General features: G+C 36.4%; 21 protein-coding genes. 10 read left to right on the top strand and 11 right to left on the bottom strand.

What is annotated here, in order from left to right:
* Positions 1-2: 2 nt before the first annotated feature.
* A complete protein-coding gene (gene malT, locus A6A10_RS06910; protein WP_121122416.1) occupies positions 3-2,714 on the bottom strand; it encodes an HTH-type transcriptional regulator MalT in 2,712 nt (903 codons plus the stop codon).
* 239 nt (positions 2,715-2,953) lie between these two features.
* Here malT and dld point away from each other — a divergent pair, with 239 nt between their 5' ends.
* Positions 2,954-4,648 (top strand): D-lactate dehydrogenase, encoded by a 1,695-nt coding sequence (gene dld / locus A6A10_RS06915; protein WP_121122418.1) that lies wholly within the window; start codon positions 2,954-2,956, stop codon positions 4,646-4,648.
* A 74-nt stretch (positions 4,649-4,722) separates the two neighbouring features.
* Here dld and aphA read toward each other — a convergent pair whose 3' ends face one another.
* The 5 genes from aphA to malK form a co-directional block, all read right to left on the bottom strand.
* On the bottom strand, positions 4,723-5,454 hold the full coding sequence (gene aphA / locus A6A10_RS06920) for an acid phosphatase AphA (RefSeq protein WP_121122420.1): 732 nt from the start codon (positions 5,452-5,454) through the stop codon (positions 4,723-4,725).
* A gap of 86 nt (positions 5,455-5,540) precedes the next feature.
* Positions 5,541-7,595 carry an alpha-amylase gene (locus A6A10_RS06925; RefSeq protein ID WP_121122422.1) on the bottom strand — a complete coding sequence of 685 codons (2,055 nt, stop codon included), beginning with the start codon at positions 7,593-7,595 and terminating at the stop codon, positions 5,541-5,543.
* Between the two features lie 93 nt (positions 7,596-7,688).
* On the bottom strand, positions 7,689-8,588 hold the full coding sequence (locus tag A6A10_RS06930) for a MalM family protein (RefSeq protein ID WP_121122424.1): 900 nt from the start codon (positions 8,586-8,588) through the stop codon (positions 7,689-7,691).
* Positions 8,589-8,686: 98 nt separating this feature from the next.
* Positions 8,687-9,964, bottom strand: a complete 1,278-nt coding sequence (locus tag A6A10_RS06935; protein WP_121122426.1) for a maltoporin — start codon at positions 9,962-9,964, stop codon at positions 8,687-8,689.
* A 55-nt stretch (positions 9,965-10,019) separates the two neighbouring features.
* Positions 10,020-11,135: a maltose/maltodextrin ABC transporter ATP-binding protein MalK gene (gene malK, locus A6A10_RS06940; protein WP_121122428.1), complete on the bottom strand. Its 1,116-nt coding sequence runs from the start codon at positions 11,133-11,135 to the stop codon at positions 10,020-10,022.
* A gap of 315 nt (positions 11,136-11,450) precedes the next feature.
* Between malK and malE the strand changes: the two genes are divergently transcribed.
* The 4 genes from malE (at position 11,451) to malQ (ending at position 17,425) form a co-directional block, all read left to right on the top strand.
* Positions 11,451-12,635, top strand: a complete 1,185-nt coding sequence (gene malE / locus A6A10_RS06945) for a maltose/maltodextrin ABC transporter substrate-binding protein MalE (RefSeq protein WP_121122430.1) — start codon at positions 11,451-11,453, stop codon at positions 12,633-12,635.
* Between the two features lie 174 nt (positions 12,636-12,809).
* A complete protein-coding gene (gene malF, locus A6A10_RS06950) occupies positions 12,810-14,366 on the top strand; it encodes a maltose ABC transporter permease MalF (protein WP_121122432.1) in 1,557 nt (518 codons plus the stop codon).
* 73 nt (positions 14,367-14,439) lie between these two features.
* Positions 14,440-15,327 carry a maltose ABC transporter permease MalG gene (gene malG, locus A6A10_RS06955; RefSeq protein WP_121122434.1) on the top strand — a complete coding sequence of 296 codons (888 nt, stop codon included), beginning with the start codon at positions 14,440-14,442 and terminating at the stop codon, positions 15,325-15,327.
* 88 nt (positions 15,328-15,415) lie between these two features.
* A complete protein-coding gene (gene malQ, locus A6A10_RS06960) occupies positions 15,416-17,425 on the top strand; it encodes a 4-alpha-glucanotransferase (RefSeq protein ID WP_121122435.1) in 2,010 nt (669 codons plus the stop codon).
* 96 nt (positions 17,426-17,521) lie between these two features.
* On the opposite strand, the gene tehB is transcribed toward malQ, so the two are convergent.
* The 5 genes from tehB to A6A10_RS06985 all read right to left on the bottom strand — a co-directional run bounded on the left by tehB (position 17,522) and on the right by A6A10_RS06985 (position 21,632).
* Positions 17,522-18,385, bottom strand: coding sequence for an SAM-dependent methyltransferase TehB (tehB, locus tag A6A10_RS06965; RefSeq protein ID WP_121122437.1), 864 nt, complete (start codon positions 18,383-18,385; stop codon positions 17,522-17,524).
* Between the two features lie 133 nt (positions 18,386-18,518).
* Positions 18,519-18,833 carry an HI1450 family dsDNA-mimic protein gene (locus tag A6A10_RS06970; protein ID WP_121122439.1) on the bottom strand — a complete coding sequence of 105 codons (315 nt, stop codon included), beginning with the start codon at positions 18,831-18,833 and terminating at the stop codon, positions 18,519-18,521.
* 10 nt (positions 18,834-18,843) lie between these two features.
* Entirely contained in the window at positions 18,844-19,194 is a 351-nt protein-coding gene (locus tag A6A10_RS06975; protein ID WP_121122441.1) for a DsrE/DsrF/TusD sulfur relay family protein, read from the bottom strand.
* Positions 19,195-19,297: 103 nt separating this feature from the next.
* Positions 19,298-20,593 (bottom strand): NCS2 family permease, encoded by a 1,296-nt coding sequence (locus A6A10_RS06980; protein ID WP_121122443.1) that lies wholly within the window; start codon positions 20,591-20,593, stop codon positions 19,298-19,300.
* A gap of 43 nt (positions 20,594-20,636) precedes the next feature.
* Complete coding sequence (locus A6A10_RS06985; RefSeq protein WP_121122819.1) at positions 20,637-21,632, bottom strand: oxidoreductase; 996 nt, start codon at positions 21,630-21,632, stop codon at positions 20,637-20,639.
* 70 nt (positions 21,633-21,702) lie between these two features.
* On the opposite strand from A6A10_RS06985, the gene ybaK reads away from it, so the two are divergent.
* The 5 genes from ybaK to A6A10_RS07010 all read left to right on the top strand — a co-directional run bounded on the left by ybaK (position 21,703) and on the right by A6A10_RS07010 (position 26,424).
* Positions 21,703-22,176 carry a Cys-tRNA(Pro)/Cys-tRNA(Cys) deacylase YbaK gene (gene ybaK, locus A6A10_RS06990; RefSeq protein ID WP_121122445.1) on the top strand — a complete coding sequence of 158 codons (474 nt, stop codon included), beginning with the start codon at positions 21,703-21,705 and terminating at the stop codon, positions 22,174-22,176.
* Between the two features lie 171 nt (positions 22,177-22,347).
* The gene (gene ybfE, locus A6A10_RS06995) at positions 22,348-22,623 is read left to right on the top strand and encodes a LexA regulated protein (protein WP_121122447.1); all 276 of its coding nucleotides are present in this window, start codon (positions 22,348-22,350) and stop codon (positions 22,621-22,623) included.
* Between the two features lie 34 nt (positions 22,624-22,657).
* Positions 22,658-23,182 (top strand): flavodoxin FldA, encoded by a 525-nt coding sequence (gene fldA / locus A6A10_RS07000; RefSeq protein ID WP_121122449.1) that lies wholly within the window; start codon positions 22,658-22,660, stop codon positions 23,180-23,182.
* A 42-nt stretch (positions 23,183-23,224) separates the two neighbouring features.
* Positions 23,225-23,671 carry a ferric iron uptake transcriptional regulator gene (fur, locus tag A6A10_RS07005; protein ID WP_121122451.1) on the top strand — a complete coding sequence of 149 codons (447 nt, stop codon included), beginning with the start codon at positions 23,225-23,227 and terminating at the stop codon, positions 23,669-23,671.
* 110 nt (positions 23,672-23,781) lie between these two features.
* Positions 23,782-26,424, top strand: coding sequence for an MlaD family protein (locus A6A10_RS07010; protein ID WP_121122453.1), 2,643 nt, complete (start codon positions 23,782-23,784; stop codon positions 26,422-26,424).
* Positions 26,425-26,435: the final 11 nt, after the last annotated feature.

Here is a 26,435-nt window from a genome sequence, read left to right on the forward strand (position 1 = left end):
AGTTAATTATAGCCCATCATTCTTAATAAACTTCGGGTGTATTCAATCGCTTCACTACGATTGGTTACCCCGATTTTTTGATATAAATTGCGGATATGGGTTTTGATGGTCGTCATGGCTACTACCAATTCCTGTGAGATTTGCTCATTACTATATCCAGAGTAAATCAAGCCTAGAACTTGCCATTCACGTTGTGTTAGCGGGCTGATTTTAAGTAGCTCAGGCACCTGTGGATTCGCCAATAAGTTTTTCACAAATTCTTCATCAAAATGCGCAGTTTTGTGGCGATTATGTTGGTTGATGCTTCGCAAAATAAATTGTGCTTTATGTAAAGTAAACTCTTCTAAAATATTCAATTGCAACAATGATCTGATTTGTTGAGCAATCAAATCCCCCTCAATTACAAACGCACTAATAAAATTAGTTTGTTGGCTCAAAGTGAGAGCCTGAATGAGATCTTGTTGAGCTAAATCTTGTCGACCTTGTAAAAAATAAGCTCGATTACGTAAAATTAACGCACGCTGAGTATCACTGACTAAATTAAAATTAAAAGCCGTATCTAATAAATTATTGAGAATCTTTAATGCTTCTTCGTACTCTCCTTGCAACAAGAAACAGCGAGCAATATTACGCCATTGACGTTGAGTAAAATGATTATGGGCTTGGGTTGGAAAATTAGTTTGAGCAAGCCAACTTTCTAAATGTGCTTTTTCTCCATTCATCTGCCAATAAATTAGCTGAACTTCATCCAATGCGGTTATCCAATCCTTATGGGGCGAACTTCGAGAGAGTAATTCACGACAGCGTTCAATCAATTTTTCCGCATTATGAATATCCCCTTTTGTTAAGGATATTTTTGCTAATAAGGCTAAACATTGGATTTTTTCTTCTTCCTTATCAAGTAGCTCAATCCCATCATTTGCCATCGCCTCAGCTTGATCCAAATTATGCCATTCCCATAGGATTTGTCCTTTCAAACGGACTAAAAACTCATCCATTGGAATTTTATGAAAATTAGAAGTCTGTTGGGAGGTTTCTTTTAATAAGTCAAATGCAGATTGCCAAAATCCTTGTGCTGATAAAATCTCAGCTTGTTGTAATCGAGACCAAAGCCAATGGTGATAAGCATTTTGCGTAGTCGCTAATTTTTCGACTTGTTGCATAATCGCTAGACCATCTTTTAAATAGCCACGACAATGCTGTGCCTCACCAATGACCGACTTAGCCACAATCTGCGCATATCCAAACTCAGAAGAAAGATTTTTTAAGGCTTGATTTGCCAAGACATAAGCTTGTTCTTCATCCCCTGCATTAATTGCCACTTGAGCTTTCAATGAATCGAAACGTCCTTGTAAACTTTCGCTAAGCGGTGACTTTGGCTCAAACTTTTGCAAAATACCGGTTACTTTTTGGTAACGATGTTGACTTTGTGCTAGCCAAGCTTTAAGTAAGACTAAGTTTTCTTCTTGCCAAACTTTTTCTGAAGGAAGTCGCTGTAAACAATCTTCCAGTAATTTCAATTGCCCTTGGTGAAAAAGCGCCCATCCATGTTCTTGTAAAATTTGATATAGGGTTTCAGTATCATCCAGCATCTGAGCGTGGTATAAAGCTTCAGAGCCATAGCCTAATTTTAGCCACTCCATAGAGGCATTTTGATGCAATTTTTGCCATTCATTAGGCAATTCTACTCGGCAACTTTGAGATAAATAATTTGCAAGAATAGGGTGAAACTTCCACCATACCTCACCATTATCTTGTACTAATCGCTGAACAAATAGTCCTTGTTTTTCCAACTCATCAAGGTATTTGACCCCATTGTGATCTTGCGTAATGGCAAAGACCAATTTTTCATTCATTGAACGTAAAATTGCACAACGTTGCATAAATTGTTTTAAAGTGGGATCAATATAATGGAAGACCTCTTCATTCAAATAATCTGCAATATCTTGTTGATTTAACTTCGTAAATAGTTTTTCTGGAAACTGCAATAACTCGGCATTTTGTTTAATAGCAATGCTAACCAATTGCAAAGCTGTAGCCCACCCTTCAACACGGTCGCAAAGGGAAAATACAACCTCATCGTTCAGTGTCATTTGTAGTTTTTGCTCAAAAAATTGACGAACTTCAGCTGGCGTAAATGCCAGTTCATTCACCCCAATTTCAAATAACTTTTCATGGATACGGAGATTAGTAATACTGAGAGGAGGAGTAAGACGTGATAACAAAATTAAATGCATTGATGCAGGCTGATGCTTCAACCAAAAACGTAACGCATCATGAATTTCACTATTTTCAATAAGATGATAATCATCAATCACAACATAAAAAGGCGTTTTTACTTCAAAAAGTGGTACTAATAATTGCCCTAGATATTCCACTAAATTATTTTGATAATTGATCGATTGAAAGCTGACTCCCGTTACATTACTTAATGCCGAAGAAAAATAATTAGAGAACTGCTCTACTTTATTGTCACTCTCATCCAATGCAAACCAAACAACACGTTCATTTTTAGCTCTTAAGCGTTCAACCCATTGTAATGCTAAGATCGTTTTTCCGTAACCTGCTGGAGCGGTAATCAACGTTAATGGATAAGACTTTGCTTGTTCTAATGATCGCAATAATACCGTACGCTCAATATTTTGAGCATTTAATTTATGCATAGCCTGTGATTCGCTTGAAATCAATTTAGTCGGAATAAGCTTTGTGACCATAGAATTTTCTCCTAATCCATTTGGAGTTAGATTCTATCAAATTTTGAAATAAAATAGGAAAAATTAAGCAAATTAATGAATCAAAGAGCAAAAAATAATAATTAATAAATAAAAAACTCTCTATATTTCTTGATTTTATTAAATAATTCTCGTATAGAAAGTGAAATAGGTCACATTTTTTTGATTTATCATTATCATTTGTTATTAAATTTGTTAAGTTTTGTTTAGGAGGAAATAATATGTCTATCAATTCTCTTGTATCCGATCTTAAAAAAGTTGTAGGTGATAAATACGTCATCACCGATCCAACTAAAAATGAAATGTATCGAACGGGTTTCCGTTTTGGTACAGGAAAAGCTCTTGCTGTGGTTAGACCAAATACATTATTAGAATATTGGCAAACGCTAAAATTATGTGTGGCAGCGGATGTCATTATTATTTCTCAAGCAGCTAATACGGGAATTACTGGAGGCTCTACACCATTCGGTGATGATTATGATAGAGATATTGTCATCATCAACACAATGCGAATTAAAGGGATTCAGACTATTCGTAATGCAGAACAAGTTGTTTGCTTAGCTGGCTCAAGATTGAATGAATTAGAAGATTTATTAAAACAATACAATCGTGAACCTCACTCTGTATTAGGCTCTTCTTGTATTGGAGCATCAATAATCGGTGGGGTTTGTAATAACTCTGGAGGATCTTTAATTCAACGTGGTCCAGCCTATACAGAAATGGCATTGTATGCTCAGTTAGATGAAAATGGTGAATTAAAACTTGTCAATAAACTCGGTATTGAATTAGGTAATACACCAGAAGAGATCCTAACTAATTTACAACAACAAAATTATCAACCAATGGATGTTCAACTCAATTGTGGACACGGTCATGATCATGATTACTGTAACCACGTCAGAGAAATAGATGCAGATACTCCAGCTCGATTCAACGCTGATCCTCATCGCCATTTTGATGTATCAGGTTCAGCGGGTAAATTAGGGGTTTTTGCAGTGCGTTTAGATACTTTCCCAGCAGAAAGTGAAACTGCAACCTTTTACATTGGTACCAATAACACCCATGCATTTACTGAAATACGCCGTCATATTTTGGCTAATTTCCAAAACTTACCAATATTAGGTGAATATATTCATAGAGAAGCTTTTGATATTGCAGAAGTTTATGGAAAAGATACCTACTGGGTCATCAAAAATCTTGGTACACAATATTTACCAAAATTATTTTCACTTAAAGCAAAAGTTGATCGCATTGCAAAGAAGGTACCATTCCTACCTGAATATTTTAGTGATAAAACAATGCAAGTGCTTTCTCACTTAATTCCACAGCACTTACCTGCAAAATTTAAAGAATATCGTGATGAATTTGAACACCATCTCATTTTAAAAATGGGGGGTCGTCGTGGTATAGAAGAAGCAAGACAATTCTTAAGAGAGTTTTTCAAAGATACCAATAATGGTAAATATTTCGAATGTTCACCCAAAGAAGCAGAAGCAGCAATGCTACACCGTTTTGCTATCGGGGCTGCGGAAGTAAGATACCGTGCAGTCCATACAAAAGAAGTGGAAGAAATTGTGGCACTTGATGTTGCATTACCACGTAATGAATTGGATTGGTTCCAAAAATTACCAGATAATATTACCGATAAATTAGTCCATAAAATTTATTGTGCGCACTTCCTATGCCATGTATTCCACCAAGATTACCTCATCAAGAAAGGCTATAATTGGGAAGAAGTTGAACATGAGATGCTAAAAATACTGGATCAACGTGGAGCAAAATATCCTGCGGAACATAATGTAGGTCATTTGTATGAAGCAGCTCCTGAATTAAAATCCTTTTATAAACAGCTTGACCCAACCAATAGCTTTAACGTGGGGATTGGACATACTTCTAAGAAAAAATATTGGCAATAAGCTGATTAATGTCTATAAAAAATGGTTGCAAATCGTTGCAACCATTTTTCATTTTAGCTAATAAAACAAACTTATTACCAAGCTGAATTAATTAAAACTTCTTCGCCATAACCACCATTTACTTTTTGTGGGTTAGTCGAGTTATAAGCACGTTGTACACGAATACCACGAATACCTAATTCTCTCGCCGCTAAGATATCATCATCTGAATCACCATAATGTAAAGCGACATCATGTTTTTTCATATAGAATGCTTTATCATATTTATATGGTTCTACTGGAGTATCTGCTGTATATTCGACGAATACTTCATTCGGTAAGCCAAAGAAACGCTGCAAGGTTTTTGATAATTTATTTGAGGTATAATTTTCCTGTTTAGAATGCTTTGTTCTACCTGTAATAAAGAAGATATGATCGCCTCTTTTTAAGTGCATATTAATTAAGTCTTGAGCTGATTTTTTAGGGATTGAATGTTCATCTCCCATTTCTGCAACATAATCCCAATAATCCTGATTAAATAAATAACTGATTGGGCCTCTTGGATCATTTGGAATTTGGAAATAATCCATCCCATATCTAAAATAACCACTAGAGTGTAATAATGTATCATCAACATCAAAACTGACATTAATTGGTCCTTGCCCTTCTAAACTTTTTTCAATATCTTCTACAGAAACAAAATGGACTGCCACTTGTGTTTCATCTGTACTTTTAAAGCCTTGATGGGTGTAAGGCACTTTTGGACCAGCCGCTAAAGCAGCCGTTGATAATGCACTAAGAACTAATAACAATTTAACTTTTTTCATAAGTCATTCCTCTTTATTGTGTGGAACATTCGTGAATTGGGCGTACGATTCTAGCTGAAAGTCATTGAAAATAAAACAAGAATTCATTATTTTCCAGCCCACACCACCATCACTTTGTCATTTCCCTCTTCTCGAGAAAATGCCAAATACTTCTTCGTTTCTAATATAGTCTGTTTCCCTTTACCTACCGCAATATGATTTTGACGGAATTTTGCCAATTTCGTCCAATGTGTAATCAAGGATTGGGTTTCTGGATTATTTTCAATCTCAGACCAATTCATATCAGAGCGTGTGCCTTGAAGTGGATCTGATCCTGTTGCGCCAAATTTACGCCCACTTTCATCCCCGTAATAAATTTGTACCGCACCGGGAGCTAACAATAATAAACTTCCTGCCACTTTCTGTTTTTCAATATCGTTTTCACTGTCACTATTGAAAAATAAACGGGTATCGTGGGAAGAGATATAACTCAATACATTCAAATCAGCTATTTTTTCGCTCATCGTTTGATAGGTTGGCACAATTTTACCAAAGCAAGATAAAGCCTCTTTAGCTGGATCTTGAAAGCTAAAGTTAATCATTGAGTCAAAGCCATTTTTAAAATAATCACTTTGATACACGCCATGTCCCCAAGCTTCACCCGTCATCCAAAAATCATCATTAAAATGATCTGGGTGTGTAGCTTTCCATTCATTCAATGCAGCTTGTGCAGATTGTTTTAATTCTAACCAAGTACTTTGTTCTACATGTTTTGCCGTATCAACACGGAAACCATCAAGACCATATTTTTTTACCCAATCGGACAACCAACTGATCAAATATTCTCTTACTTTAGTATCTTCTTTTGAAACTGCCTTAGTGTCGGGTTTATTTGCAAAAAATTCGGGTAAAGTGACCGCTTGATCAGATTCTGTTTTGATATCAGGCAATGCCGATAATGACATTTTTAGATCATCAAATTTTGGACTATCGTAATCGCCAATATCCGATCTAGCCCAAGCTTTACCCCACCACTTGCTCCAACCATCTTGATCGGAAAAATTAATAAAATCATTAAAAGAGTGCCAGTTTTGCCCTTTCTTCGGTGTCCAATCTGTCCAATGTTCACCTAATATGGAATCCATCTCATCTGGTTTTAAACGAAGGCGACCAAATCCAAATTCCTGCATATCAGCTAAAGTGGCATACCCTGTATGATTCATTACGATATCAAATAAAACTCTAATTCCCCTTTGGTGAGCTTGTTCGATAAAGGTTTTAAGATCGTCCTCTGTACCCATATTGGCATCAACTTTTGTCCAATCTAAATGATAATAGCCGTGATAAGCATAGTGCGGAAAATCACCCCGATCACCGCCACCAACCCAACCGTGAATTTGCTCTAAAGGTGAGCTTATCCAAATAGCATCCACACCTAATTGTTGTAAGTAATCTAATTTTTCCGTTAATCCTTTTAGGTCACCACCATGGAAAGTGCCAATTTCTTCCATGCCATCTTTATGACGGCCATAACTGTTATCATTGCTTGGATCACCATTATAGAATCGGTCAGTTAAAGCAAAATAAACTGTCGCATTTTTCCAATCGAATACCGCTGATTTATCAGTTTGAGTATCCGACTCCAACAGCAATAATCCATTTGCCTCTGAGGAAGGGAGCAAATTGATTTTTCCATCTTTTACCACTGCACTCTGCCCTGAATAAGCATCTCGAACAGTTTCCCCATCTTTGAACACTTTAGAAACATCTATCTCTACACTTTTATGATCCCATACGGGACAAACTGCACCGAAATCATCATTACTTTTCATTGCTTCAACGGATAAAGTCAGCGAAGGAACACCATCACTTGTGATTATTTGTGCAACATATTGTCCATCTCTAAATAAACGCGTTGAGGGTGAAGGATCAGTACAAGCCACCAAAGCCATTGCTTGATTTAATTTCATGGCTGATTCTGGCTGGAAACAATTATCGCCATCAAAAAATTGAAAAGGGTAAGTCCCCTTCTTCAAAAATGTACTGGCTCTAATCACACTTTTATCGACGGGTTGAAATTCAGAAAAATAATCACTCTTCCATGCACTAGCCTTAAGAGAGATAATCGAAAATAAAGAAAGGAAAAGAAAAGTAGGTTTCATTTTGTCCCCCGAATAGCACCTATTCATATTCAGTTCACAAAGTTAGAAATAAGCGGAACTCAGTCCGCTTAATAGATGAAATATCTTGAACGTCTATTTCTGTATAGAAATATTTTTAATGAAGATCTTACGAGGCTCTTCCAAACCTAATCTTTCAGCTTCATTAACCAAGTTCATTGCCTTGTTTACATCATTATTTTTTAATGCATCCAACACCGCTTGATTGAAATAAGCCTCTGTACTTTGCTCTACTGGTTTTGGTTTAGCGACTGGTTGTGGTTGTACAGTAGGCTGTGCAACAGACTGTACTGCTGATGTACTCACATTAGCTTGCGATGCAGTACCAACAACCTGAGGCGCTGGCTCTGATTTTTTCATTTCGAATAATGGTCCGCCCAGTCCGATAAATTGAGTAGATTGTGCGCCATCAACTTCAATATCCAATTTTCCTTGAAGTGTATGCTGAACGGTTAAATCTGGAATTGATGGTGGTTGATTACCTTGTGCTTTAGCTAATAACTTAGCAGGATGAGTAACAGTTGATGTCCCTTGTAAATCTTGATCCGTTGTATAAACGACTAAATAAACAAAATCTTGATTAGGAGTTGGAGTTAAATTTAATTCAGTTTGATATTGTGCTGCAGCTAATCCTCTTTCTTGTTGAAATTGGAATTGTGAAGCAGGATATTCTACAGAAGGATTAAAATTAGCATCCAACACTAAAACATTCGGCACAAAAACCGTTTTGTTTTGAATTACAGGGCTACTAATTCTAATTTTCAAAGCTCCTTGGTTAGCCGGCAATTTATAGGCGGCAACCACATTCGCGGATTGAAATTTATGACTATCTGATAAAACCATTGATCTTTGGTCTGATAAATTCATATCAACCCATGAAATCCCTTGAATATCAGCTCTAGATAAATTTAAGGTATTCGCAAATGCTGATGACATCAACAATAGACTTGATAAAAGTGCGACTTTAAGTTTCATCTATATTCCTTAGTTAAATGTAAAAGCGATCAGTATTACAAAACATTACCGTAATCTGACCGCTTGTTATTAGTATTTATGTAAGTTGGAAGGTATTCTTACCACCATGCTTCCATTTGGATACCACCAATAAACTCACCATCTTTGGCTTTATAACCGTTATCAGTACGGATTTGAGTGTTGAATTTATCATTCCAGCGTGCATAGGTACCAAATACACGGATTGCAGGACGAGCCCAAATACTGTTACCTGCTTGCCATTGTTGTGCAATAGTGTATTTCATCAGATCATTTTTCTTACCAGATGCTTGATCTTTAATATGGTCATAACCTACTTCAAGTAAGGTACTCATTGTCTCAGTCCATTTATACATTGGACGAATACCCGCTGAATACCAAGTTTTACCTTGTTTATTTTTAAGATCTGTTTTTTCATAAATTAACGCATACATCACTTCAATTCTATCCATTGGCGCAACTACACCTTGATTAATAACACGAATCATATCACCACGGTTGCTTTCAAGTGATCCTTGAGCATGACCATTATTCCACGAAGTCATAGAATCTTTTGCGTATTGTACTGCTAATTTATTGAAACCGCCGAAGAAATTACCTTGAGTATATTCAGCAGTGAACATATAACCATCTTTGGTTGCTTTATCATCTAATCTTGCATTATCTTTAGTATGAGCACGACCATAATCAAAACCTAATTCCAAAGAACCATCTGTCCATAATGGAATTTCAGCTAAGCGGATATCAAAAATATCGTTATAAACATCTTTGTTCTTATCACGACTATTTATATATTTTTTTTGAGCATAATCATAATAAGAAGTATATGCACCACCTTGTTCAGTATCACGCGTAACTGCTAAAGATAATTTACCTATCTTCTCGCCTAAATTAATATGTTCAACCCCTGCACCAGGACCTGAAATATCCCAGTAATAGAAGTCATTCATATGAACATCATGACGTTGGTAGAAACGTTTACCCGCCCAAAGTGTTGCACCCGGTAAAGCATCCATAAAGTTTTTAAATTGAACATTCATTTCACGTAATGCAGGATTTGTTGATTCCCAGTCATTTTGTTGTTGAATTGCATAAGCAACGTTAGTATCTAAATAGATGGATTTTTCACCACTTTTAAATAACTCTTGACCTAATTTTAATTCAGCATAAGTTTCTGCTTCGTTACCTAAACGGTATTTAGAACCCCCACCATTTACAGTAAATGCAGCTTGTTCACCACCACCAGAAGTCCAACCAATACCTGAACGAGCGTACCCATGGAAGTCAACTGCAAGAGCTGAAGTGGAAAGAACAGCACTAGAAACAAATGCTGCAAGTAACGTTTTGTTGATATTCATAGATTGCTCCTATGTTGATAAGTTTTTATTAAAATTTACACTATGAAAAAATTTGTTATACACCAAGTTCTTTGAATAATCGCTTACAAGCCGTACCATCTTCTTTAAATAAATGGCAACGTTCTGGATTAATTCCGATTGACATTTCATCGCCCTCTTCAACCAATACAATATCAGATTGACGATAAACTAAACTCTGTTTAATAGGTGGCATTTCAACATGAACCTGAGTTTCATTACCTAATTGCTCTACCACTTTTACTGTACCTTTGATACATACATCACTTTGATCACAAGGTAATAAATGTTCTGGGCGAATACCAAGAGATAGATTATCCCCCACATTAACGCCTGTACTATCTACTGGAATCCAAAAATTTAAGTGTGTAGCATCAGGTAACTCAATTTTCACACCATTTTCTTTAGTTTCAATCACTTTAACAGGTAGGAAGTTCATTTTTGGTGAACCAATAAAGCCTGCCACAAAGCGATTTGCAGGATAATGATATAACTCTAAAGGTTTACCCACTTGAGCAATACCTCCCGCATTGAGTACTACAATTTTATTAGCAAGTGTCATCGCTTCAACCTGATCATGTGTTACATAAATCATGGTTCTACCAAGCTTTTTATGTAATTTTGAGATTTCAACACGCATTTGAACACGTAATGCCGCATCCAAATTAGAAAGAGGCTCATCCAATAAAAAGACCTCAGGTTGAGACACCAAAGTGCGTCCAATAGCAACACGCTGACGTTGTCCGCCAGATAACTCTTTTGGTTTACGTTGTAACAAATGAGCTAATTGTAAAATTTCAGCCACTTGATTCACACGTTGATCAATATCTGCTTTTGAATGTCCTGCAAGCTTTAACCCAAATGACATATTCTCAGCAACATTTAAATGAGGATAGAGTGCGTAAGATTGAAACACCATCCCAATATTACGTTTTGCAGGCGGTACATCATTTATCCTTTGATCACCAATATACAAATCACCTGTTGTAATATCTTCTAACCCAGCGATCATTCGCAATAAGGTTGATTTACCACAACCAGATGGTCCAACAAATACGACAAATTCGCCATCTTCAATATGTAAATTAATGTCTTTAGAAATATGCACATTACCGTAAGATTTTCCTACGTTAACGAGTTTAACCTCTGCCATTTTCTATTCCTCCAAAAATGATTTGTGGCGTAGATTACTGGTTTTCTTGGCTTTTGCCATCATACCCCAGCAAATTTATTTACTTTTTTTGAAAAAATTTTTTAACAAAAAAATAGCTTTTTTTGTGACATTTATCACAAAATTTATGTAAATTTATGTGATCTATTTCTCAATTTTAGGAAAATAAGCGAAAAATGAGATCTAGATCACTAATTAAATATTTAGGGATGAATCAGGGGGATGATGTTTATTTATATGGAATCTTGAAATATGTGCCAGAAAAATTTTATTCATAAAATAATGAGGGGAAAAACGATGACAAAATTAACTAAAACTGCATTAACAGTACTCGCTGGAGTATTTTTAGCACAAGGTGTTAATGCCAAAATCGTTGAAGGTCAATTAAATATTTGGATAAATGCCGATAAAGGTTATAACGGTCTTGACCAAGTTGGGAAAAAATTTGAAGAAGAAACTGGAATCAAAGTTGTTGTTGAGCATCCAAGTGGATTAGAAGAAGTCTATCCTCAAGTTGCATCAACTGGTGATGGTCCAGATATCATTATCTTCGCTCATGACCGTTTCGGTGGTTATGCACAAGCTGGCTTACTTGCTGAAGTACAAACCAGTGATAATTTTAGAAGCAAATTATCTGACATTGGTTGGAATGCAACTAAATACAATGGAAAACAAATTGCTTATCCAATCGCTGTAGAATCTTTATCACTTATCTACAATAAAGATTTAGTACCAACTCCACCAAGCACTTGGGAAGAAGTTGAAAAATTAGATGCTGATTTAAAAGCTAAAGGCAAAAATGCGATCATGTGGAACCTTACAGAACCTTACTTTACATGGCCAGTAATTTCTTCACAAGGTGCTTATGCATTTAAAGTGACTGATAGCGGATATGATGTTAAAGATATCGGTGTTGCAAATGAAGCAGCTCAAACAGGTTTACAATTTGTTGTTGATTTAGTGAACAAAAAAATTGTAAATGCTGATATGGATTATTCTGTTGCTGAAGCGTCCTTCAACAAGGGTGACACAGCGCTTACAATCAATGGTCCTTGGGCATGGTCAAATATTGAAAAAAGTGGCATTAATTATGGTGTAGCAGTATTACCAACATTAAATGGTAAGGCATCAAAACCTTTCGTTGGTGTACTCAGTGCGGGTATTAACTCTGCTAGTCCAAATCAAGATTTAGCAAAAGAGTTCTTAGAAAACTATTTATTAACTGATGAAGGTTTAGAAACAGTGAATAATGATGTTGCACTTGGTGCTGTTGCATTAAAGAGCTATCAAGCTAAATTAGCGTCAGATCCTCGTATCGCTGCAACAATGCAAAATGCAGAAAATGGTGAAATCATGCCAAATATTCCACAAATGAGCCGTTTCTGGTATTCAGAAAAAGCTGCGATTAATTCAGCAGTGACAGGTCGTCAATCTGTGAAAGATGCATTAGATGAAGCCAAAGCGAAGATTGAAAAAGAATAATATTTAGTCTATAAAAACTCACAATCAAAAGGTTTGGTGAAAATATTTTGCCAAACCTTTAATTAAATAAAAAACAAACTAAATTTTGATATTCAATCACAAGCGGTCATATTTTCAATTATTTTTGCAATTTGTCTCTATTTTGCCTCTAGGTAGTTATAAAAGGAATATCTCATGTTATCCTCAACTCAAGCAACAAATTCATCATCCCACACTTGGGTAAAAAGGACGTTTGTCGGGCTACTGTACCTCGTTGCATTTTATTTAGTGTTCACTATTTATCTTCAAGGTGAAATTCTTTTTGCCCTTTTAGCATTAATCATTATTACTTCGGGTATTTATATTTTCAGTAACCGTATAACTTACCGCTGGCGTTATGTTTACCCAGGTGTAGCAGCAATGGGAATTTTTGTTATTTTCCCTTTAGTCGCCACAGTTGTTATCGCTTTTACCAATTATAGTGGCTCAAATCAGCTAAACTTCAATCAAGTCGTTACTCAGCTACAAAATCAGAAGTATTTTTCAGGTGAGCGATATGGATTCAAATTACTTGAATCAGAAGAAGGAATGCACCAAATTGCCTTAGATAATGCTGAATTACAAAAATATTACCTTTCCGAACCGCTTGTTGTTGCGGATCTAGAGGGTGATATCACTGTATCTGAAGTAGAAGTACTACCTGAACAACCAGTCGCATCATTACGTGTTACAACACAGAACCGTCAACAATTACAAAGTATCAATGTGATTCTACCGAGTAATGATAGCTTAACCATGAGTTCATTACGTCAATTTGCACAACAAAGCGCTCGTTACCAATTTGATGACACAACGACTATTCTCACTAATTTAGAAACTGGCGATCGCTACAAACCTAATGATGAGATTGGTTTCTTTGAACAAATTGATAATCAAGATCAATTTACTGGAAAACGTTTAGAGCCAGGTTATACCGTACCAATTGGTTGGAAAAATTTTGTGAAAATTTTAACGGATGAAGGTGTTCAACAACCTTTCATTAAGATTTTCATTTGGACCGTGATTTTTGCCTTACTAACCGTGGTATTTACCACTACATTGGGTATGATTTTCGCATCATTGGTGCAATGGGAAGCATTAAAAGGAAAAGCAGTTTATCGCTTATTGTTAATTTTACCTTATGCCGTCCCTGCATTTATTTCCATGCTGATTTTTAAAGGGTTATTTAACCAAAGTTTCGGGGAAATTAACCTTATCTTAAATAGCTTATTTGGTATTCGCCCAGAATGGTTTAATGATCCGTTCCTAGCGAAAGTGATGATTTTAATCGTCAATACTTGGTTAGGTTACCCTTACATGATGATTCTATGTATGGGGTTATTAAAAGCGATTCCATCTGATTTATATGAAGCCTCATCTATTGATGGTGCGAGCGTATGGCAAAACTTCAGAAAAATTACAGTGCCATTACTCCTTAAACCACTTATGCCATTAATGATTGCAAGTTTTGCGTTTAACTTTAATAACTTCGTATTAATTCAATTATTAACAGGTGGTGGTCCAAGTATGATTGGAACAAGTACACCAGCAGGAAATACTGACTTATTAGTGAGCTATACCTACCGTATTGCTTTCGAAGGAAGTGGCACACAAGACTTCGGCTTAGCAGCAGCAATTGCGGTGATCATTTTCTTATTGGTAAGTGTACTTGCACTCTTCCAAATTCGTTTGACCAAAATGCAACAAGAATAGGATTCTGCCCTTCTCACTCAACTCTCACTCAACTCGCAAAGAGTGAAAGGGCATAAAGAAAAAGGAAAATACTATGGCTATTCAACCAAAATCAATGAAATTGCGTTTATTCGCAACGCACCTTTTCCTCATTTGTTTCTGTGCGTTAATCATGTTCCCTTTACTTATGATACTCGGTATTTCACTTAGACCGGGAAACCTTGCTTTAGGGGAAATCATTCCAAGTCAATTTTCACTGGAACACTGGAAATTGGCATTAGGTTTTAGTGTCACGAATGCTGATGGTTCAGTCACGCCTCCACCATTCCCTGTTTTATTATGGTTATGGAATTCAGTGAAAGTGGCAACCATTACTGCGTTAATTACATTGGCATTATCGACAACTTCGGCTTATGCCTTTGCGCGTTTCCGTTTTTCTGGGAAAAAGACGCTGTTACAAAGTATGTTAATTTTCCAAATGTTCCCAGCGGTACTTTCTCTCGTCGCTTTATATGCGTTATTCGACCGCTTAGGGAATTACATTCCATTACTTGGTTTGAATACGCATGGAGGGGTAATCTTTGCGTATTTAGGGGGAATTGCAATGCATATTTGGACTATCAAAGGTTACTTTGAAACCATTGATAAATCCCTTGAAGAAGCAGCAAGTTTAGATGGTGCTACACCGTGGCAAACATTCCGTTTAATCTTATTACCTCTTTCTGTACCGATTCTTGCCGTTGTATTTATTCTTTCATTTATTGCGGCAATTACAGAGGTTCCTGTTGCCTCACTCTTACTACGTGACGTCAGCAATTACACCCTTGCAGTAGGTATGCAGCAGTACTTATACCCACAAAACTACCTTTGGGGTGACTTTGCTGCGGCGGCAATACTGTCAGCAATTCCAATCACACTCGTCTTTATCGTTGCACAACGTTGGCTTGTGGGTGGACTCACCGCAGGTGGTGTAAAAGGCTAAATATTCAACGCTCTCTACTAATAAAAATAATAGAGAGCGTTTTACATTCAATTGGTTTTAATTTTTTGAGATATTTTTAGGACATAATATGACAAAAGAGCATCCTTATCTTTATCCTTACTTTTTAGATGAGCATGGAAATAAAAAATACGCTGAACAATCGGTGTATGATCGTATGGCAACATTACTCGGTGAGCCTAAACCAGCAAAAATCCTACCGCCAGTTAAAGTCATTAAACAAGGTGAATCACTAGTTCTTCCGTTAAATATTGAAGAGCAAAAAAAATCATCACTTGATTGGACATTATCATTGGAAAGCGGTGAGATCATCAAAGGAAAATGCAAATCGAATCAAATCGAATTACCCGATACATTGCCCCTTGGTTATCATCAACTCACATTAGCGGACCATTCAGCGGAATGTCGTATCATTGTTACACCAGAAACAGCATATCAACCCCAAGCATTAAAACAAGGCAAAAAATTATGGGGTTCGATTTTACAACTTTATACGCTACGTTCTGAGAATAACTGGGGGATTGGTGACTTCGGCGATCTCAAACAATTCCTTACTCGCTTAGCCATAAAAGGTGGCGATTTTGTAGGATTAAACCCAATTCATGCGCTTTTCCCTGCTAATCCAGAAGGGGCAAGCCCATATAGTCCATCTTCTCGTCTATGGCAAAATATTCTGTATATTGACGTTACAGCTGTTGAGGCATTCAAACAGAGTAAAGACGCACAAACTTGGTTCTATTCACGTGAAATTCAACAACAAATTAACGAGGCGCGTTGCAAAGATTATGTTGATTATTCGCAAGTGATTAGATTAAAACTCGAAGGGTTGCATCTTGCTTACAATGCTTTTAAACAACAAGATCAAACTGAATTTGAGCAATTTATTGCACAAAATGGTGAAGCATTGAAAGTGCAAGGCACTTTTGACGCCTTGCATCAGTGGTTATCTTCACAATTTAGCGACCAATGGGGATGGACAAGCTGGGATAGACAATATCAAAGCTATCGAAATTCAGCAGTTAAAGCATTCCAACAAGAACAGTCTGATTTAGTTAGATTCTATATGTGGTTACAATTTTTAGCACAACAACAACTGAAAAGTTGTAATGAATTAGCTAAAAAACTCGGGATGCCGATTGGTTTTTACCGCGATCTTGCAGTAGGCGTTGCAGATAATGGGGCTGAAACTTGGGCAGATAAAGAACTTTATGTACTGGATGCCTCTGTCGGTGCGCCTCCTGATATCTTAGCACCACAAGGTCAAAACTGGGGCTTATCGCCAATGCATCCTGAAGTAGTACAACACAGAGGATACCAACCTTTCATTGATTTACTCCGTGCTAATATGAAAGATTGTGGTGCATTACGTATCGACCATATTCTCGGCTTTGCTCGCTTATGGTGGGTAGCTAAAGGTGATTCTGCAAAAAATGGAGTTTATATTAAATATCCACTTGAAGATCTATTAGCAATTCTTGCTTTAGAAAGCCAACGTCATCAATGTCTAATCGTGGCAGAAGCATTAGGTACAGTTCCAGAAGGTATGTTAGAGGCATTAGAAAGCAAAGGTATTCTTGCCTATAACATTTTCTATTTTGAATTTGATAATCAAGGTAGTAAACCATTAGCCGATTATCCATACCAAGCAATGACAACCCTAAGTACTCACGATTTACCAACAGTGCAAGGTTATTGGAAATTACACGATTTCGATCTAGGGCAACAGTTTGGCGTTTATCCAAATAAGGATATTTTACATTCATTACGTGATGCTCGTCATGATAATAAAGTTGCCATTCGCCGAGCTGTTGAGGCAGTACAAGAATTAGAGCCTGATTATATGGGGATTACTCAAAACTTTACCCACCAACTGCAAGGTTATGTAGCTGATACCAATAGTGCCTTATTTGGTACGCAACCGGAAGATTGGCTCAATATGCTAGATCCTGTCAATATTCCGGGTACAAGTAGCGAATACCCGAACTGGCGAAGAAAATTAAGCCGTACAGTGAATGAAATTTTTGATGATGAAAAAGTTCAGCAATTGCTAGATACTATCAGACAAAAACGTCACGGTTAAAATGCTATCCCCATAACAAAGGGACGAGGTAATATATTTACCTCGTCCCTCTTATTTATATATCACACTTAATCTACTCGTTATGCAATTTTTTCACTAAGCGATTTTCTTAGCCAACATTGTCGCAAATTGCAGTTCAATGCGATTTCCGTTTTCATCCACTTTATGTAACTTACCAAGATCTTCATTATATTTTACTAATTCCCAACCTTGATAATATTGTTTTAATTCTCCCTCTGCAAAGGTAAATGAGAATGGCATTTTGCACGGATATTTATCGGTACTCATTGCACAGACAATCAAGTTATACCCACCGACCTTGGTATTTTTTTGCATATTCTCAATAATGGCAGGAATACGATCACGATTTAAGAACATCAACACAACAGTCGAAACAATGAAATCAAACTCACCTTCAATTGTTGCTTCATTGATATCATAAATACCTATACTTAGATTTTTAATATCCTCTTTTTCAATAATACGGTCTAAAAATGCAATGCTTTCTGAATTGAAATCTACCGCAGTCACATCAAAACCTAATAGATTCAGAAATAATGAGTTTCTGCCTCGCCCACAGCCTAAATCTAATGCCTTACCTTGCTTAATATAATTGACCGCATTTAACACTTCTGAGTGTGTTTTAGTTAGGCTATATTTTTTTGCGACATAATCTTCTGGTAAGCAATAGAAAGCAAGCTGACATTCTAGATCATCACTCAATGCCTCTACTTTATGCCATACTTGAGGTTCCACAAAATCGGGCTGATTATCGACATCGAAGATATGTTCTCCAACAACTTCGCCTTCTTCAGTCAAATGATAGAACTTCAATTTGCCTTTTAAAATCGATAATTTCGCCCATGTTCCTTCTTTGGTGTTGTGTTTCTCTTGAAACATTTGCGGTAAAGTAGAAACATTCCATACAGGCATTTGTTTATAACAGACTAAATCTTTCATTATCTCTCCTTAAACTAAAATACATTCATATTGCCTGATAAATATCTTATTCTTTTGTAAAAAACTCGCAATAAAAAAACCGACTAAAATAGTCGGTCTTTATTGATCAATTGATATATGTCAAAAGCAAACACTACTCTTTCCAAATGACGTGGTACTCTCGATTATCTTCTTCGTGAGAAATGAGGAAACGGGCAAAAACATCATCCATTTCATCATTCTCATTGACCAATCCAACCCATACTTCTGCAAAAGCATCAGGATCGATTAAAGTACCAATTTCTTGATCCCAAGTATCACTGGTTTCCACCATTTCTACCGCACCACGCTCTTCAAATTGTAAATTGAAAAGTAGAATATCAGCAGGGTCGAGGTTTTCGCCCGCCATTTCTAAGAAAATATCGTAAGCAATATCAATTGCTTCATCGGGTGTTAATTTTGTTGTCATAGTTTTCTCACTAAAATGTTAAGACTTTATCCGCTTCCATCGTCCAATCAGCTAACTCAATCAATGAACCAATCTCCACTCCATCAGCTAAAGGTAAATGCGTAATGCCTCGTGCGGTGGTACAAGTTTTACATAATTTGATGGTTGCCCCTTGCGTTGCCAAAATTTCGAGCATTTGTTGAGCATGGTAACTTTCTGTCGGATGTTGATTGGCTAATCCTGCAACAACGGCATCAGACATTAAAAATAATCGAATGGAGGCATTGTGCTGTTCTTGAATTTGCATTGCTAAACGTAATCCACTAAAAAACGTTTCATTTCCATAAGGTGCTGAATTAATGATAAAAAGTAATTTCTGCACGTTTTCCTCCTAGTTAAATGATAAATACAAGCGGTAACTTCCATTCCATATTTTGCAAAATAATCGAAGAAAGTTACCGCTTCTCTATTTACAAGAATTTAGATTATCCTACCCAAATAAATTTAGCGATAAAGAGTAAAGAAACGACCGCAACAGGCGCATTAATTTCTTTAAACCTACCAGTACCAATTTTCATTACGCAATAGCTAATAAATCCAAATGCAATACCTTCTGTGATTGAATAAGTGAATGGCATCATTGCTGTTGTGATGAATGCAGGCGTTGCTTCCGTTAAATCATCCCATTTTACTTCAATTAGGCTTGAAGCCATTAAAATACCAACGAAAACTAATGCACCCGCTGTCGCATACGCAGGGACTAAACCTGCTAAAGGCGAGAAGAAAATGGTTAATAAGAATAAGATACCCACGACCACAGCAGTAAAGCCCGTACGTCCGCCAACGGAAACACCTGAACCACTTTCAATATAAGTACTGATTGCAGAAGTTCCCATATAAGAACCGACCATTGCACTCACACTGTCCACATAAAGTGCTTGTTTCATTCTTGGGAAACGACCTTTTTCATCAGTGAAACCTGCTTTATTGGTAACGGCAATTAACGTACCTGATGAGTCAAATAAATTGACTAACATAAAAGAAAAAATAATGCCGAGTAACGCTGTATCAAATGCGCCTGCGACATCTACTTGCCCGACTACTGCCTCTAAACTTGGTGGGAAAGATACCACGCCATTAAAGGTAACCGCCGGATCAAAAGCTAATGCAAGAGCAGTAATTACGACGATAGAAACTAACACACCAGAGAACACGCCTCTTGCAGCTAAAACCACGATAATGAAAAAGCCTAAGATTCCCATCAATACTTTAGGATCATGTAAATCACCTAATGCAACTAATGTTTCTGGATTCGCTACCACAAGCCCCATATTTTTAAAGCCAATCAGCGCAATAAATAAGCCGATCCCTGCGCCAATACCGACACGTAAACCAAGTGGAATAGCTGACATAAACCAATAACGGATTTGTAATACAGTAAGGATAAATAAGCCAACTGAACCGAGGAAAATCGCCCCCATCCCTGTCTGCCAAGAGTAACCCAATTTTTGAACTACTACGAAAGCAAAGAAAGCATTCAAACCCATTGCGGGTGCAAGTGCAATCGGTAAATTACTGAATAAGCCCATTGCAATAGTACCAAATGCGGCTATCAAACACGTTGTCACAAAGACCACTTGAGTATCCATTCCTGCTACACCAAGAATAGAAGGGTTAACGAACACTATATACACCATCGTAAAGAAGGTGGTAATTCCAGCGACAATCTCCGTTTTCACCGAACTGCCTTTTTGTTTAATCTGGAAAAGTTTTTCTAACATAACAATATTCTCTAAGGTTAATTAAAAGGAAATCTTATAAAACTTAATAATCTAAAACACGTTCAAGCAAAGCAACTGAAAGGAATGCCATGCTAAAACGTTGTTCATCTGCCACAGACCAAAACTGCAAGCTATTTTCATCTTTATTCAGTAATTGGCTAATTTGTAACACATTACTCTCATTTTCTTCACTGTGTTCGCCATTTTTAACAGGTGTGACGACTTCTGACTCATTAAATTCAAGCCAGTCTGCTTGTTGCCAAGAGTCACTCAATGCAACAGCATCTAATTGGTAAGATGATTGAATCGACACCATTTGGGCACTACCATAAAAGACAGGAACTTGGACAGAATGAAAAGTCACATTAGCGGTCAGATTTGGTAACACTTTTGCAAGTTGTAATTCAAATGCTCGGGAGAAAGGTAATTGAGCCTCATCGCCTTGCACATTCGCAGGTACAGTATCAAATGCGACTCTCGGTTTATCATCATCTAGCGGAATACCATTTAACAATTGAGCGGTTTGTCCTGCTAATTCACGCACTTTTTCATCACCGAAGTAAGCTGATGGCAATAATGAAGTCACAAAGATATTGTCAATTGGCTGAGTTAAAAGTGGTTTGATCGCTAACGCTAATTGGCTAATTTGTGGATTCGCTAATGCGACAATATTACGCTCACGTAAATTCACAATCGCTTCATCATTCACACTCGGCACAACCACTGGCACATCACCAATCAATGCGGAAATGCCATATAAATCTAAAATAATACATCCCGCTTGAACCGCTTTCGCCAAATGCTCTGCTTGAGCCATTTTCCCTGCAAATAACACATGGCTAAACTGACTCCAATCCACCTCATCTAATGCGATTTGTGCTACAGCTTTTGTCCCAAAGCGTAATGAATGTTCTTCCCCAAAACTGTCTAATTCTACGGCACTGACTACCTCAATCTCTAGCTCACTTGTCTCCAAAATTTCTAATATTTTTTCTGCTAATAAAAAATCTGAAGCAATCGCTAAATGAATATTTGCCATTCTACTCTTCTCTTGTAAAAATAAAGGCTGAATTCTACTCTTATTTAAGCTTTTTGAAAAAGGAAAAACCATGACTCCTGCAATTAATCTTCTTAAAAAACAGAAAATTCCATTTACATTACATCCTTATGAACACGATCCACAAAATACCAATTTCGGACAAGAAGTCGTTGATAAATTGGGATTAGACCCCAATCAAGTATTTAAAACATTACTTGTTGCTCAAAATGGCGATCAGAAAAAACTGGCTGTCATGGTTTTGCCTGTGTCTAAAATGTTAAATTTAAAACGCGCAGCACACGCCCTTGAAATAAAAAAAGTGGAAATGGCAGATAAAGACGTTGCACAAAAATCCACAGGATATCTACTAGGCGGAATTAGCCCTCTCGGACAAAAAAAAGCACTACCTACTATTATTGATATTTCTGCAACACAGTTTGAGACTATTTTTGTTTCCGGGGGAAAACGAGGATTAGATATTGAGCTATCAGCCAATGCTCTTGCACAATTGCTGAATGCTCATTTTGCTGAAATCTCCGAATAGAATTATTGAAAATGATAATTAAATAAATAGTTTTTACCTTTCACAAAGGTGCTATTCTCCCCATTTTCAATAGCTTAAGAGTGTGGTATAGTTAGGTTTTATGAAGTGGTATCTCATTCTCATTTAGAAATAAATGAAAAAATAGATACTTAGCCCAAGAAATTGATTTATATGGCAAAACAAGATTTAGATTGTATTACGATTGATCTGTTCGCGAATATGCCAAGAGTTGGGCGTCCTCGTACTAATCCTCTTAGTCGAGAACAACAAATCCGAATTAATAAACGTAATCAACTGAAACGAGATCGCTCGTCTGGGTTGAGACGAGTAGAGTTAAAGCTACATTTGGAACTCGTACAAAAATTAGAAGAACAAGCTGGTACTAAAGGTTTATCTCGCGGACAGTTAATTGAACACATCTTAAATGAATATATAAATAATCATTAATTCATTATATTTAAACAAAAAATAGGTAAGTCAAATGGCAGTTGTTGGTTTATTTTATGGTTCTGATACTGGAAACACAGAAAATGTTTCTAAAATGATTCAAAAACAAATTGGTGAATCGCTTGTCGATATTCGAGATATCGCTAAAAGTACAAAAGAAGATATTGAAGCCTATGATTTTTTACTCATCGGTATTCCAACTTGGTACTACGGAGAATCCCAAGCAGATTGGGATGATTTTATGCCAACACTCAAAGAAATTGATTTTTCTGGCAAAGTTGTTGGAATTTTTGGCTGTGGCGATCAAGAAGATTATGCAGAATATTTCTGCGATGCAATGGGTACGGTACGTGATGTAATTGAACCAAACGGTGCTGTTATTGTAGGCCATTGGCCAACTGAGGGTTATTCTTTTGAATCTTCTCAAGCTCTTGTTGATGAAAATACGTTTGTCGGGTTATGTATTGATGAAGATAGACAACCAGAGTTAACAGAAGATCGTGTTAACCGTTGGTGTAAACAAATTTTTGATGAAATGTATTTAGCTGAATTAGCTTAATTCACACAATAAGTACAAATAGTAAGTACAGGAGAGATAAAAATGTCCGAAGAAAATGTAACACTACTCAAGAAAGTCGGTTTAAAAGTTACTGAACCACGTTTAACTATTCTTGAATTAATGCAAACAACACGCAAAGAAATCCAACATTTTTCTGCTGAGGACATTTATAAATTACTTCTAGAAAAACACTCTGAAATTGGATTAGCTACAGTTTATCGTGTACTAAATCAATTTGAAGAAGTTGGTATTCTTACCCGTCATAATTTTGATTCAAATAAAGCCGTATATGAGTTAAACTTTAACCATGAACACGATCATATTATCTGTATGGATTGTGGTAAAGTGTTTGAATTTAAAGATACAGAAATGGAAAAAAGACAACGTGAAATTAGTCAACAACATGGTATAGAGTTGTCTAATCATAGTCTTTACCTTTACGGAAAATGTAGTAATCTACAATCATGTGATGAGAAAGAAAAAAGTTAAGTTTTCATTTCTTCCATTATTCAAATAACAAAGCAAGCGGTGAGATTTTAACAAATTTTTGTAAAATCACGCCGCTTGCGTTTATGCATTAACATAACAAGTGATACCCTATGACTGAACAGAATTCACCCATTCCTGCAAAAGTAAGACAACCTCGCAGAATATCGCCTTTTTGGATACTACCGCTCATTGCCTTTATCATTGGTATTGTACTCTTTTTTCAAATATTAAAAGAAACTGGAGAAAATATTACAATTCGCTTTCAAAATGGTGCTGGGATTGAAGCAGGAAGAACGGCAATTCGATATCAAGGATTACAAATAGGTGTAGTAAGAAAAGTTGCATTTGTGGATGACCTAAAAGAAATTGAGGTCACTGCTGAAATAAATCCTGAAGCAACATCGGTATTACGAGAAGGAACAAAATTCTGGTTAGTCCAACCAAGTGCTTCTTTAGCTGGTATTTCTGGGATTGATGCTCTTGTTTCAGGAAATTATATTACATTATTACCGGGTAATGGAGATAGTCAATACAGCTTTCAGGCTGAAGATGAACCACCTTTGGTACCTGTTACTGATGGTGATTTGATGGTAAAACTAGTTGCTGATGATCTAGGTTCTATTGCTATTGGAGCGAATGTTTATTTTAGAAAAGTACCCGTAGGAACAGTGGCTGATTATCGATTTACACACAATCAAAATAAAGTTGAAATTGATGTCGTGATTGACAAAAAATATGCTCATCTTGTAAAAAAAGACAGTCGTTTTTGGAACACAAGTGGTATTCGAGCTGACTTAAATTTTCCTTCAGGTATCACCATTGAAGTTGACAGTTTAATGTCTGTTGTACAAGGTTCTGTGGCATTCGACTCACCTGAGAATTCCGAACCAGCTTTACAAGGACAGTTTTACTCACTTTATAAGAACTTGAAAACAGCTAAACGTGGTACAAGTATCCAAATCACTTTGCCAATCCAGTCTAATGTTGAAGCAAATGAAACTGGACTATTTTACCAAGGAACTCAAATCGGAATTCTCTCTGAAGTGGATTCTATCATAGGGCTAGAAAATGAATCCTCTTCAACACTAAATGGTATTTTACTAATTGATCCAAGTTACCAAGATTTATTGCGAACAGATACAATCATTTTATTAAAAGAACCTAAATTTTCTCTGAATACATCTCAACTAACTAAGTTTAGTGAACTATTCCGAGGAAACTACTTTGAAATAATTCCTGGTAAAGCAGAAGAAAATAGTTTCACTTTTAATATCCAGAAAGAATCAGATTATTTACTCAATCGACCAAACACTCAATCATTTAGACTAATCTCACCACAATCTTATGGAGTGGATCAGGGTCAAGGAATTTATTATAACGATGTTCAAGTTGGTGAAATTCTCAAAAGAGAGTTAACTATTGAAAATGTTAATTTTAGTGCAATTATTTTTCCTGAATATCGACACTTAATTGGTGAAAATAGTAAATTTGTGGCAATCTCTAACCTTGATGTATCAATAGGTTTAGATGGTATGAATATTAATGCTGGTTCACCATCTAATTGGTTACAAGGTGGAATTCGCTTACTTGATGCTAATCCTACAGGGCAAATTAAGCCAGAATATCCTCTATATAAAGATATAGAAAGTGCAGAAAGTGGTTTAACTGACGATAAAAAACAAGCAGCATTAACCCTCTCAGCTAAAAATTTATCAGGTATTGATAAAGGATCTGTTTTACTATACAAACAATTCCAAGTTGGTGAAGTGTTAGCAATTCATCCTAAAAAAGACCAATTTAATATTGATCTCTTCATACAACCGCAATATAAACATCTATTAAGTGATACAAGTCGCTTTTGGATTGAGCCTGCAGTCAAGGTTGATATCTCAACAAATGGCTTGAGTTTGCAAACGTCTCCAATCATGAGAACATTAAAAGGTGCAATCAGCTTTGATAATGGTGGTGCTAAAAATAACCTTACCCTCTATTCTGATTTTGAAAAGGCACATTCTGGCAATACCTATATTACGATTATTGCCAAAGATGCCACAAAATTAAGCGAAGGTATGCCAATCAAATATATGGGCTTAACGATTGGAACGGTTGAATCCCTCAAACTAGATAATAAGAAGAAACAGATAAAATTAAACGTATTCATTAATAGCCAATACTATAATATTGTAGCTAAATCAGGTAGTAAATTTAAGGCAATATCACCTGAAATTAATACTACAGGTATCAAGAACTTAGATGCATTACTACAGAACTATATTGAAGTGGAACCTGGTAATGGAAAATATAAAGCACAGTTTTCATTAACAGATAGGAATACATTACCAACAACTATCTACAATGGATTCCCAATAATTGTTGAAGCAAGTGATGCGGATGGCATCACACCAGATGCTCCCGTACTTTATCGAGGAATGCAAGTTGGGGTTGTTGAAAAACTTACCTTAAGTGAATTAGCGGATCGTGTATTCATCCATTTACAAATTAATCCATCTTATCGTCATTTAGTACGCAAGAACTCTCAATTCTGGACAGCATCAGGTTATAGCATGAATGTAGGACTCAATGGAGCAACTATTACTTCAGGTACTATGTCACAATTATTAAATGGAGGCATTGCATTCTCTACTCCGTCAGGTAAGATTGTTCAACCACAAGCCGAAGCAAACCGCCATTTCCGTTTACAACGCACCTCTCCAGATAATGCGTTAAAATGGAGCCAAGGCATTGCTGAATGATTTTTATAAAA

Source organism: Otariodibacter oris, from assembly GCF_009684715.1.
Taxonomy (GTDB): Bacteria; Pseudomonadota; Gammaproteobacteria; order Enterobacterales; family Pasteurellaceae; genus Otariodibacter; species Otariodibacter oris.

What these genes read in the sequence shown, in the direction of transcription:
- malT (WP_121122416.1), bottom strand. Translation starts at nt 2,714, where the DNA reads ATGGTCACAAAGCTTATTCCGACTAAATTGATTTCAAGCGAATCACAG.
- dld (WP_121122418.1), top strand. Translation starts at nt 2,954, where the DNA reads ATGTCTATCAATTCTCTTGTATCCGATCTTAAAAAAGTTGTAGGTGAT.
- aphA (WP_121122420.1), bottom strand. Translation starts at nt 5,454, where the DNA reads ATGAAAAAAGTTAAATTGTTATTAGTTCTTAGTGCATTATCAACGGCT.
- A6A10_RS06925 (WP_121122422.1), bottom strand. Translation starts at nt 7,595, where the DNA reads ATGAAACCTACTTTTCTTTTCCTTTCTTTATTTTCGATTATCTCTCTT.
- A6A10_RS06930 (WP_121122424.1), bottom strand. Translation starts at nt 8,588, where the DNA reads ATGAAACTTAAAGTCGCACTTTTATCAAGTCTATTGTTGATGTCATCA.
- A6A10_RS06935 (WP_121122426.1), bottom strand. Translation starts at nt 9,964, where the DNA reads ATGAATATCAACAAAACGTTACTTGCAGCATTTGTTTCTAGTGCTGTT.
- malK (WP_121122428.1), bottom strand. Translation starts at nt 11,135, where the DNA reads ATGGCAGAGGTTAAACTCGTTAACGTAGGAAAATCTTACGGTAATGTG.
- malE (WP_121122430.1), top strand. Translation starts at nt 11,451, where the DNA reads ATGACAAAATTAACTAAAACTGCATTAACAGTACTCGCTGGAGTATTT.
- malF (WP_121122432.1), top strand. Translation starts at nt 12,810, where the DNA reads ATGTTATCCTCAACTCAAGCAACAAATTCATCATCCCACACTTGGGTA.
- malG (WP_121122434.1), top strand. Translation starts at nt 14,440, where the DNA reads ATGGCTATTCAACCAAAATCAATGAAATTGCGTTTATTCGCAACGCAC.
- malQ (WP_121122435.1), top strand. Translation starts at nt 15,416, where the DNA reads ATGACAAAAGAGCATCCTTATCTTTATCCTTACTTTTTAGATGAGCAT.
- tehB (WP_121122437.1), bottom strand. Translation starts at nt 18,385, where the DNA reads ATGAAAGATTTAGTCTGTTATAAACAAATGCCTGTATGGAATGTTTCT.
- A6A10_RS06970 (WP_121122439.1), bottom strand. Translation starts at nt 18,833, where the DNA reads ATGACAACAAAATTAACACCCGATGAAGCAATTGATATTGCTTACGAT.
- A6A10_RS06980 (WP_121122443.1), bottom strand. Translation starts at nt 20,593, where the DNA reads ATGTTAGAAAAACTTTTCCAGATTAAACAAAAAGGCAGTTCGGTGAAA.
- A6A10_RS06985 (WP_121122819.1), bottom strand. Translation starts at nt 21,632, where the DNA reads ATGGCAAATATTCATTTAGCGATTGCTTCAGATTTTTTATTAGCAGAA.
- ybaK (WP_121122445.1), top strand. Translation starts at nt 21,703, where the DNA reads ATGACTCCTGCAATTAATCTTCTTAAAAAACAGAAAATTCCATTTACA.
- ybfE (WP_121122447.1), top strand. Translation starts at nt 22,348, where the DNA reads ATGGCAAAACAAGATTTAGATTGTATTACGATTGATCTGTTCGCGAAT.
- fldA (WP_121122449.1), top strand. Translation starts at nt 22,658, where the DNA reads ATGGCAGTTGTTGGTTTATTTTATGGTTCTGATACTGGAAACACAGAA.
- fur (WP_121122451.1), top strand. Translation starts at nt 23,225, where the DNA reads ATGTCCGAAGAAAATGTAACACTACTCAAGAAAGTCGGTTTAAAAGTT.
- A6A10_RS07010 (WP_121122453.1), top strand. Translation starts at nt 23,782, where the DNA reads ATGACTGAACAGAATTCACCCATTCCTGCAAAAGTAAGACAACCTCGC.